General features: G+C 34.1%; 10 protein-coding genes. All 10 read left to right on the plus strand.

The window, feature by feature from the left end; genetic code table 11:
- The first annotated feature begins 52 nt into the window (after nt 1-52).
- The 10 genes from CLV99_RS11120 (at nt 53) to CLV99_RS11165 (ending at nt 11,158) form a co-directional block, all read left to right on the plus strand.
- Nucleotides 53-1,342, plus strand: a complete 1,290-nt coding sequence (locus CLV99_RS11120; RefSeq protein WP_133584563.1) for a nucleotidyltransferase domain-containing protein — start codon at nt 53-55, stop codon at nt 1,340-1,342.
- Nucleotides 1,329-1,757, plus strand: a complete 429-nt coding sequence (locus CLV99_RS11125) for a hypothetical protein (protein WP_211348511.1) — start codon at nt 1,329-1,331, stop codon at nt 1,755-1,757. The genes CLV99_RS11120 and CLV99_RS11125 overlap by 14 nt, the downstream gene beginning before the upstream one ends.
- A complete protein-coding gene (locus CLV99_RS11130; RefSeq protein ID WP_133584564.1) occupies nt 1,757-2,491 on the plus strand; it encodes a metallophosphoesterase in 735 nt (244 codons plus the stop codon). Before CLV99_RS11125 ends, CLV99_RS11130 begins: the two co-directional genes overlap by 1 nt.
- Before the next feature lie 65 nt (nt 2,492-2,556).
- Complete coding sequence (locus tag CLV99_RS11135) at nt 2,557-3,570, plus strand: hypothetical protein (protein ID WP_133584565.1); 1,014 nt, start codon at nt 2,557-2,559, stop codon at nt 3,568-3,570.
- On the plus strand, nt 3,564-4,346 hold the full coding sequence (locus CLV99_RS11140; protein WP_211348513.1) for a hypothetical protein: 783 nt from the start codon (nt 3,564-3,566) through the stop codon (nt 4,344-4,346). The genes CLV99_RS11135 and CLV99_RS11140 overlap by 7 nt, the downstream gene beginning before the upstream one ends.
- Nucleotides 4,347-4,359: 13 nt before the next feature.
- On the plus strand, nt 4,360-5,475 hold the full coding sequence (locus CLV99_RS11145) for a restriction endonuclease subunit S (RefSeq protein WP_133584566.1): 1,116 nt from the start codon (nt 4,360-4,362) through the stop codon (nt 5,473-5,475).
- Nucleotides 5,472-6,497, plus strand: a complete 1,026-nt coding sequence (locus tag CLV99_RS11150) for a CBASS cGAMP-activated phospholipase (RefSeq protein WP_133584567.1) — start codon at nt 5,472-5,474, stop codon at nt 6,495-6,497. The genes CLV99_RS11145 and CLV99_RS11150 overlap by 4 nt, the downstream gene beginning before the upstream one ends.
- Nucleotides 6,494-7,246: a GGDEF domain-containing protein gene (locus CLV99_RS11155; RefSeq protein WP_133584568.1), complete on the plus strand. Its 753-nt coding sequence runs from the start codon at nt 6,494-6,496 to the stop codon at nt 7,244-7,246. Before CLV99_RS11150 ends, CLV99_RS11155 begins: the two co-directional genes overlap by 4 nt.
- Before the next feature lies 1 nt (nt 7,247).
- Entirely contained in the window at nt 7,248-10,457 is a 3,210-nt protein-coding gene (locus tag CLV99_RS11160; protein WP_133584569.1) for a type I restriction endonuclease subunit R, read from the plus strand.
- Nucleotides 10,458-10,459: 2 nt separating this feature from the next.
- Complete coding sequence (locus tag CLV99_RS11165; protein WP_133584570.1) at nt 10,460-11,158, plus strand: M48 family metallopeptidase; 699 nt, start codon at nt 10,460-10,462, stop codon at nt 11,156-11,158.
- Nucleotides 11,159-11,303: the final 145 nt, after the last annotated feature.

Raw genomic sequence — 11,303 nt, forward strand, 5'->3', positions numbered from 1 at the left:
TATGAAAAAGCTTAAAAAGCGAATCTATTAACCATTATTAAATATACAGATTATGATAAATGATATACATAAAAAGCAAGAATTTAATGAAATATTGGAATTACTTAGTGAAAATCTAAGTATAACTAAAACTCAACACGAGGCAGCTGTTCAAAGTTATATAGCGGTAGGTAAATTTCTATCCAATGACAATTCTCCTTTAGCAGAATATGAGCCATATATAAAACCACAAGGTTCATTTATTATTGGAACAACTATTCAAACTGTTGATCCTGATGGTGATATTGATTTGGATGTCGTGTGCGAATTTAAGAGTAAACCAGAAAATTGGGCACAACTCCATTTAAAAAATGCAGTTGGTGATAGACTTAATGAAAGTGAAAGATATCGAGATTTGCTTGATGAAGAAGGCCGTAGGTGTTGGACGTTAAAATACAGAGAGAATGCGGAGTCTTCTAACCAGAGGTATCATATGGATATTTTACCCGCTCTTATATCTAATGGATATTCAATTCTCTTGGAAAAGGCAATGTCTGCCGATACTTATGAAGAATTTGACGAACTAAGATTAAGTATTACAGACAAAGAGGAAGGCAACTACCATCATGAAATAAGACCAGAGTATTGGAAGCAAAGTAATCCTTATGGGTATGCTATATGGTTTATGAATAAAGCTAAGACTGTAAATGGCGTTAAAAAAAGATTATACTCATTGAATGAATCTGTAAAACCTGCGCCTGAATATCAAGAAGCTAGATTGCCACTTCAAAGAGTTGTCCAGCTTTTAAAAAGACATCGCGATATTCATTTTCAAAATGAGCCGAATGAAGAGGTGAAGAAGCAAAAACCAATCTCTTGTATAATAACGACACTAGCTGCTCGAGCGTATCGTGGTGAAGAAGATTTAATTGATGCGATGTGGGGTGTTGTTAATCGTATGGAAGATGAAATTGAATTTAAATTTAATCCTGCACTGAACAAAGATATTGAATGGATTTCAAATCCTACAAACACTTCAGAGAACTTTGCTGACCGGTGGAATGATGAAGGCTCAGTGAGACGGGAGAATTTTTACGCATGGTTAGATAAAGTAAAGCTTGATTTGAGAGAGGCACACTCAAAATCCGGTTTATTTAATATCTCAGAGTCTCTTCAAGCATCGTTTGGTAAGGATTCAGTGACAAAAACATTTTCTGATTTAGGAAACCGTCGTCGATTATTAACTGAGGCTGGCGAAAATTATGCAGATAGAAGATCTGGTATACTGGGAGCTGTAGGGGCTACACTATCGGGTGCTTCAAAAGTTAAATCCCATAGCTTTGACGGAAATGATCAGATCTAAGAAACTTACTATTTACAATCAGTTATCAGGTCTCAAAAAAGATTTTGGCTTTGGAGAGAGTAAAATTATTGGAGGTAAAACACTTCAATGGGTAGGGATTTTAAAATCCTCACCTATTGGGGATGAATACAAAGTGAAACTTACTTATGAATTAGGGGAAAATCCTAATGTATTTGTACAGGAACCGGCACCATTAAAACTAGCAAAGGGCGAGACTGTATTGCCTCATATATATAACCACAAAAAACAACATTTGTGTTTGTACAATAGAAAGTGGGATGAATGGAATAGTTCAAAGCCAATCGCACAGACTGTTATGATTTGGGCTATAGAGTGGCTATATCATTATGAACTATGGTTAATTACAGGCGAATGGTTAGGGGGTGGAACAGTGCATGGTAATTCAAAGAAATAATGAAAATACAGTACATATCAGATCTTCATTTAGAATTACAAAAGAACAGGGCGTTTTTTGAAAAATATCCTGTTCAATCACATGCTGACTATTTAGTACTTGCTGGGGATATTGTACCATTAAATCAGATCGATCAAATAAATTTTTTCTTGGATCATATCAGTCAGATTTTTTCTAAGGTGTTTTGGGTACCTGGTAACCACGAATTTTATGGTTCAGATTACAAGCAGTACCAATCGTGTAATATACCGATAAGAGAAAATGTATTTTTAATCAACAACCAATCGGTCCTTTTAGATGATTATGAATTGGTTTTCTCTACTTTATGGACCAATTTAGACTTAAATAAAAGATGGTTTTTGCAGTATCATATTAACGATTTTAAATATATCAAATACCGAGGGGATCATATAGATGCATTGGATTATAATGGATTTCACACCGATGCGCTAAGTTTTTTGGTTAATAAATTACAGCAACCAGATCGTCTTAAAAAAATCGTAGTAACACATCATTGCCCTGTGATGGTATGTATCTCAGATCAAGAAAACTTTAGTTCCGTATATGGTACACCGTTAGATAAGCTGATTTTAAAATACCAACCTTTGTATTGGGTATATGGGCATACAAATACAACCAGCGAGATAACAGATATTGGTAACACGAGGTTACTAACCAATCAATTTGATAAAGAAAGAGAGATAAAAGGTTTTATAAAAATTATTGATTTTTAAATTAGTAACACTTTTTCTGCATAATAACATTAGATTTGTTATCGTGCAAATTCAATGTTAGTATTATGGTTCAACTAAAAAATTACATCAACGAAATAATAGGAATACATTGCGAGGTAAAGCCTTTAAGCAAGGCAATACTAAGTCAATTACCAATATATCTACGTAATGCGTACCAGTGGCACGAGTTGTTGATACATAATCAACAATTTATCATAGCATATGCAGAGACAGATGATGAGTTTACTATTGCAGCTATAGACACACAATTAGCTAATATAGAAGAAAGGCTAAATCAACCCATAATTCTTTGCGTAGATGAAATAGAAGCGTATAATCGTAAAAGATTAATCGAAAAAAAGCGGGCATTCATTATACCGTTTAAGCAGCTATATATACCTTATTTATTCATTGATTTTACGGAGTATAGATACCAAACAAAAGGGCGTACTGCACAAACGTTGCAACCTTTTGCACAAGTATTAGTCATTGCACATTTACTAAATACAAATGATCGTTATAGCATCGAAGATATCGCTTTTAAAGAAATTGCAAACCAATTTCAAATAAATACCATAAACATTTCGCGCGCAGTCGAAAATTTAGTCGAATTAGATTTAATTGAAATCGAGCAGCACGGTCGTTATAAAAGGTTTCACTTTAAATGGGATAAAAAAACACTGTGGGAGAAAGGTTTAAAAGACAATCTATTAATCAATCCAGTATCTAAACACTATTTTGTAGAATATAATTTTGATTGGAATTTACCATTATTGAAAGCAGGAGATACAGCCTTGACAGAATATACCAATATGAATCCAAGCGATCAGATAGCTTTTGCAGTAGACAATCAAACATTTAACTTAATCAAGAAAAATAATAAACCGGATACATTCAATGAGTTTGGAGGAAGCTATATGTTTCAGATATGGAAATACGATCCAAATTTCATCAACAGAATCAGTCAATCAGCATTAGACAACGTAGATCCAATCTCTTTATTTTTAACGTATAAAGATGATCATGATGAACGTGTGCAAATGGAATTAGAACACTTAATCAATAAATTTATATGGTAAAAGGCATAGAACAATTTAAAGCCTATTTTGAAACTTTTCCAGATAACTACATTATTATCGGAGGTACTGCCTGCGATATGATTATGGAAGACGAAGGTCTAAAAGCTCGTGCTACGAAAGATATTGATATCATATTGGTGGTAGAAGCTTTAAGTCCGGAGTTCTTAAAAACATTTTGGCAATTCATAAAAGATGGTAATTACAACCGCAAAGAAAAAAGTAACGATGAACGCCAATATTACCGCTTTCTAGAACCAGAAAATGACGAATTTCCACAGCAGATTGAATTGTTTTCTCGTAATCCAGATTTGATTGATTTAGATCCCGATACGCATCTGACACCTATTCCGGTAGATGATGATTTAAGTAGTCTATCCGCAATATTATTAGACGATACGTTTTACCAATTTATAGTACAACATAGTGTGGTGGTAGCAGGTATTCATCGAGCAAATACAGAAGCTATAATTGTTTTAAAAGCAAAAGCATACTTAGACATTGCCGGACGTATCGCACAAGGTGTTAAAGAAGATAGCAAGCACCTGAAGAAGCATAAAAACGATATCTTCAAATTAGCTATGCTATTTAACGGCGAAGAACGATTTGAGCTGCCTCAATCCATCAAAGATATGTTTATCGCATTTCTTAAATTGGTTAAAAATGAGCTGCCTACTCCCGATGTTTTTAAAGCAATGGGAATGAAAGGCGCTACAAGTGAAGTAGCATTAAATGCAATAAAGTCTGTTTTTAACCTAACGGACGTAGATTTAGCATAGAACAACACAACAAATGACAAAAACAACACAATATAAAAACTGGATAGTAAAATCAATTGGAGAATCTGTATACACAGTAAATATTCCAAAAAAGATACAAACTAAAGATTATAAACCTGAAGGTAAATACCCAATAATAGATCAAGGGAAGAAAAAGATATGCGGTTTTGGTAATGAAATAGAATATCTAGTGATGGATATTCCATTAGTTATGTTTGGTGATCATACGAAAGAGGTTAAGTATTTAGATTTTAATTTTTTAGTAGGTGCTGACGGAACAAAATTACTAAAGTCAAAACTTTTAACTACAGAATTTTTATTTCAAATCCTTTCTTATTATAAAAAATCATTACCTGATTTAGGGTATTCAAGATATTTTACAGAACTAAAAAATATTGACATTAAAATTCCCCCACTACCAGAGCAACAAAAAATAGCAGAGGTATTGTCTACTTGGGATAAAGCTATCCAAGATACCAATGCCATCATCAAAAAACTGGAAGCAAGAAATAAGGCGCTGGCGAATAAATTGATTTCATTCAAAGATTCTTTTAGCCATAAGAAAATTAAAGAGGTAGTCGATAGAATAAAAAAGGCGTTTATACCAATTAAAGAAGAACTATATACTCAAATTGGTATAAGATCTCACGCAAAAGGATTGTTTTATAAAGAGCCAGTTACAGGAAAGGAGTTAGGAAATAAGTCTGTATTTTGGATTGAGCCTAATTGTTTTGTTGTAAATATAGTTTTTGCTTGGGAACAAGCGGTAGCTAAAACTACTGATAAAGAGCTTGGATACATTGCATCGCATAGATTTCCTATGTATAAACCCAAAGAGGGGGTGTTAGATTTAGATTATTTATTGTATCTATTTAAAACTCCTAAAGGGAAAGATCTTTTAGAGTTAGCATCACCTGGCGGAGCTGGACGAAACAAGACTTTAGGTCAATCAAATTTTTTGGACTTAAATATTCCTGTTCCTCCGATTGAAGAACAAAGAAATGCTGTAGAAGTCTTGAATACCGCCAATCACGAATTGAAGCAATACCAAGAAAAGTTAGAAGTGCTTAAACTGCAGAAAAAAGGTTTGATGCAGCAGTTATTAACTGGTAAAATAAGAACAGTATGAGCGAAAATAAATTTCGAGTTCTTAGTTTAGATGGTGGAGGAATTCGTGGTGTTTTTCCAGCTGTAATCTTAAGTGAAATAGAAAAAGAATTAAAATTTAAGGGTAAAGAAAATTGGCAAATATATCAAAATGTAGATTTGATTTTCGGAACATCTACAGGTGGTATTTTAGCTTTAGCGTTGTCATTAGGAATACCCGCTGAGGAAATTAAGAATTTATACTTCAATAATGCTGAAAAAATATTTGGTAATAAAAAAGGATTTCTAAAATGTATTAACTACTCATCACACGACAGATCAAGTTTGGAAAGCCTATTAGAAGATGTATTTAAAAAACATCATAATAGTTCTATTCCTAAACTTAAAGATTGTAAAGTTCCTGTTGGGGTATCAATTTACGATTTAAGCATTGGAAAACCATCTGTACTAAAAAGCCTTTACCATCATAGGTTTACTCGTGATCCTAATCTTCCATTACTAGATGCTGCATTATCAACCTCATCTGCACCTACATATTTTGATCCATATTCTGGTAACATGTATAAAGATATGAAAGGGGATGTTCTTCAATTTAAAAATAAAGTAGATGGTGGTGTTTGGGCTAATAATCCAAGTCTAATTGCTTTGATTGAAGCTCAGAAAGCTTTTAAAAAAGAGTTAATTGATATTAATTTACTTTCAATTGGTACAGGTGAAAGAATATTCCTTGAACCTAATCGAGAAAAAAAATTTGGAATTTGGTATTGGATAAACAACAAGCGTAAAAGAATTATAGAGTTATTTATGCAAGGTCAATCTCAACAAGTTGAAAATATTTTGAGCTTATTGAAGAATGGTATAGATAGACAAGAGCCAGATAACTTTAGTTATATCAGATTGAATACTTTATTCAAAACAGAATTGGAAAATATAGAAATGGATGAAACTAACATCGATAGACTAAAAGATCTGGAGATTCGAGCATTAGAAGTTTACAATGAGAATAAGGTCGAGATTTATAAATTGATGAATATAGATATATGAAGCACATTAGAAAATCATTTGAAAAATTTAAATCCGAATTATTATCAAAAGGATTTTATGATATTTTCAAAGCAGTTTTGATTTTTGCAGTGGGCTTGTTTTCAACATACTTAATTAGTCTATTGCCTTTGGTAAAGACTTTTTTATTTGCTGATGTTATAATTCCAATATATTTGATCGTAGCTCTTACATTATTCATTATTAGTCTGTCTTTTTTACTATTTAGGTATAAGTCAAGACTGGATAATTTAATACGAGATAATAATCTTGATGAATTAACAGGCTTAAAAAACCATAAAGCATTGAAAATTTTATTAGAATCTTTAATTAAAGATTTTAAAGATAATACAAGTATTATCCTAATTGATATTGACGATTTCAAATCCTTTAATACAAAGTACGGTTATGGAGAAGCTGATTTGATATTAAAAAAGTTAGGCGAATTACTTGGAAGTGATAAAAGAGCAACAGATGAAACTTTTCGTTTCTTTCAAAGAGGTGATGAATTTATTGTTGTTGCTAGGGAAACAAATCTCGGACAGGCTTTACAAGCAGCTGAACGCAAAAGAATAATGGTTGAAAATAATATTTTTTCAATTGCAGATAACAAGCATCGTTTAACGATTTGTTGTGGGGCAACAATATTGAAAAAGGATGATTCTATTGAATCTTTAACTGATAGAATCTCCAAAGCTTTAAAAGAAGCTAAAGGTATAGAAGGTAAAAACAACACAAAATCAATTAGTTAATATGATTCCATCATACATAGAAGATCACATAAGCCAATTGCCAGCATTACAAATGCTGATTAAAATGGGCTATACTTATCTGTCACCTGAAGAGGCTTTGGCACTGCGTGAGGATAGGAAAAGCAATGTGTTGCTCCATGATATTCTGAAATCACAACTGCAAAAAATCAATAGCATCAACTACAAAGGGCAGCAACATGCTTTTACCGAAGCGAATGTATCTTTAGCGATAAGCGAACTCAAAGATCTGCCTATACATCTAGGTTTTATCAATGCTAATCAGCATTTCTACGATCTGATTACTTTGGGTAAGAGCTTAGAACAAACCATCGCTGGCGATCGTAAGAGCTTTTCATTTAAGTATGTCGATTGGGAGCATCCTGAGAACAATAGCTACCACGTGACAGAAGAATTTTCGGTGACACGTTCGCATCGTTCCGATACGTATCGTCCAGATTTAGTCTTGTTTGTCAATGGTATCCCTATGGTGATCATTGAGTGTAAGTCTAATGCCATCAAATCTCCAGTAGAGGAAGGTATTTCACAGCATTTGCGCAATCAACAGGAAGATGGTATCCGTGATTTATACGTGTATTCCAATTTATTATTATCCTTAGCAGTAAGTGATGCGAAATATGCTACTACAAGTACACCAGCTAAATTTTGGTCGGTCTGGAAAGAACAGTTCCGGACAGATAAAGAGACGCAAGCCTACGAACAAACGCTCTATGATTTGAAACAAGCTGACTTGCCAGAAGACAGTCGTTCAGCCGTTTTTAGAACCAGATATTGGTCTACTATACAGTATTTTTACCAATTAGGAAAGCTTGAAAGAGAAATTACAGCACAAGATAGACTATTGTATAACCTTTGTCGCCCAGATCGATTATTAGAAATGATGTTTCGCTTCTTGTTATTTGATGAAGGTATCAAGAAAGTAGCACGTTACCAACAGTATTTTGCTATTATCAAGACTATACGCCGGATAGAAAAGGTCGATGCTAGTGGAAAACGTAGAGGTGGGGTGATTTGGCATACCCAGGGGAGTGGCAAGTCGCTAACGATGGTGATGTTGGCGGAACAAATAGCGCTGAGTAAAAAGATTAAAAATCCGAAAATAGTCTTAGTGACTGACCGTGTGGATTTGAATTCACAGATTACTGAAACATTTCAAAAATGTAATATTCCAGTCGACGAAGCAGCTACAGGTAAGCATTTGATCGATTTATTAAAGAACAATTCGGATGCTGTCATCACGACTATTATCAATAAGTTTAAAGCAGCAGTGAATCAAGAACCTGAGGGTTTTAGTTCATCGGAGATTTTTGTGTTGATTGATGAAGGGCATAGAAGCCAATATAAAACCTTCAATGTGAAGATGCGAAAAACCTTCCCTAACGGCTGTTTTATCGCGTTTACTGGTACACCTTTGATGAAGTCGGAAAAGAATACCGCCGATAAATTTGGCGGTATAATTGACGAATATACTATTAAAGACGCTGTAGATGATGGGGCAGTTGTACCGCTGTTGTATGAAGGAAGGCACAATTCGATTACCGTCAACGAAAAGCCATTAGATAATTTCTTCAATAAAGTTTCAGAGCCTTTAACGGAATATGGTAAAGCAGGCTTAAAGCGCAAATACAGTTCTAAAAATGCAATCAATAAAGCCGATCAGGTTATATATGACCGGGCTTGGGATATCACTGAGCATTTTGTGAGCTTTATTCAAAATACCGGTTTCAAAGGACAATTGGTAGCACCCAACAAAACGAGTGCTATTCTATATCGCAAATACCTGAATGAGATTGGTAAAGTGAGTTCAGATGTGGTGATCTCCGCACCAGATACGAGAGAGAATTACGAAGATGCTTTTGAAGAAAATGAGGACTTGGTACAATCATTTTATAAAGCCATGATGGATAAGTATGGTACACACGAGAAGTATGAAAAATCCATTATCAATGCTTTTAAAAAGCAAGAAGAGCCCGAGATTATTATTGTAGTTGATAAGCTCCTGACAGGTTTTGATGCGCCAAGAAATAAAGTGTTATATCTCACTAGAAGTTTGAAAGAGCATACCTTGTTGCAAGCCATTGCACGTGTGAATCGGCTAGCAGAAGGCAAAGATTACGGTTTGATCGTAGACTATTACGGCAACTTGGAAAATTTAGATAAAGCCATAGAAATTTATTCTGGATCAGACGAGATTGATCCTGCTTATTTAAAGGGCGCAACGACGGACGTTAAGGATGTGATCAAGGACTTGCCACAAGCACATTCGGAGGTTTGGGCTATATTTTCTTCTGTCAAAAACAAATACGACACCGAGGCTTATGCTGTGCATTTAGGCGACGAGGAGCTACGTCATTTATTCTATGAGAAATTGTCAAAGTTTGTACGCCTATTCAGCTTAGCGATGTCTACCATTGAGTTTAATGATGTAAAAAACGATGAGTTGATTGAGAAATATAAGAAGGATAGCAAATTTTTCCTTCAATTAAGAATCGATGTCAAACGGAGGTATTTTGATGAAGTAGACTTTAAAACCTACGAAGCGCAGGTACAAAAACTAATAGATAAACATATTACTACAGATGGTGAGGTATTAAAAATCACAGAGCCTATCGATATTTTTAATAAGCAAGAACGTGATAGTGAAGTAGAAAAACTGGTAGGTAAAGCTGCAAAAGCCGACCATATCGCAGCACGTACTTCCAAAGGAATCTCTATTAAATTGGACGAAGATCCTATTTTTTATAAGCGTCTGTCAGAATTAATAAAAGCAACCATTCAAGATTACAAACAAAGCCGTATTGATGAAACCGAATATCTTAATCGGATTAAAGATATTGAACAGCGTTTTTTACAAGGTCAGCAAGATAATGTACCTACGAGTATTGAAGGTAATAAAATCGCTATTGCCTATTATAATTTTATACAAGATAGATTAATAAGTTATCTACACGAACGCAATCAAAACGCTGACGTAGCTTTGAAAATTCAATCCTTGATTAATGATGTAACCACTGCCGACAACAAACCTATAGTCGATTGGAAGTTGAACAAGGAGATAGAGAAACAAATATGGAGCGAATTAGACGATTATTTTTATGGATTAACTATGACGCTTTCAACACAAATCCCTTTCGATGTATTGGATGATTTTGTAGAGGAAATTATCAAAATCGCAAAAAAACAGATGGATTAAGTATGAGGATTGAGTATTCATATGGTAAACGAAAGATAGAAGCAGAGATTTTATATTCAAATAGGAAAACCATTGATTTGCGTGTCTTCCCAGAGGGTAATGTATTGATTACGGCACCTGAGGGCACCGAACTATCTACGATAATTGAAAGGGTAAAACCAAAGTCCAAATGGCTGATGACCCAGTTACGAACATTTGAATTGTATCGACCATTTACGCGTGAGCGATTATATGTTCCTGGGGAGACGCATCGTTATTTGGGTAGACAATACAAATTGGTCATCAATAGAAAAGATAAAGGAAATACAGTAATCAACTTAAGTAAAGGTCTATTTACCATAAATACCGCTTCTGATAATATAGAGGCGATCATTCAAAAATTTTATAAAAGTAAAGCCGAAGAAGTTTTTGATGAGTTATTGCAGAAGCTTTTGGGCCAATACCCTCAATTCAAGGTTTATGAGATTACCTTAAGTCATCGCTTTATGAAAAAGCGCTGGGGTAGTTGCTCTATGGATGGTAAAATATTATTAAATACAGAACTCGTTAAAGCAAGTAAATCCTGTATTGAGTACGTAATGCTGCACGAACTTTGTCATCTTATTGAACAGAATCACTCAAAGCAATTTTATGCATTAATAAGTGACTTATTACCCAACTGGCAAAAAGTAAAAGAGAAGTTAGAGCGAGATTTGGCATAAATTGTGTTTGTAGGCTTCACTGAAAAGGAGAGGCCTACAGATACTTAAACTGAAGTAGTCAAGACTTAATCTGACAGTTGCAATAAATTAACAACTGAAAAATAGATTAGAGTTATGACAACACAAGAAAAAATCATCAAGAACA

Source organism: Sphingobacterium yanglingense (genome assembly GCF_004363245.1).
Taxonomy (GTDB): Bacteria; Bacteroidota; Bacteroidia; order Sphingobacteriales; family Sphingobacteriaceae; genus Sphingobacterium; species Sphingobacterium yanglingense.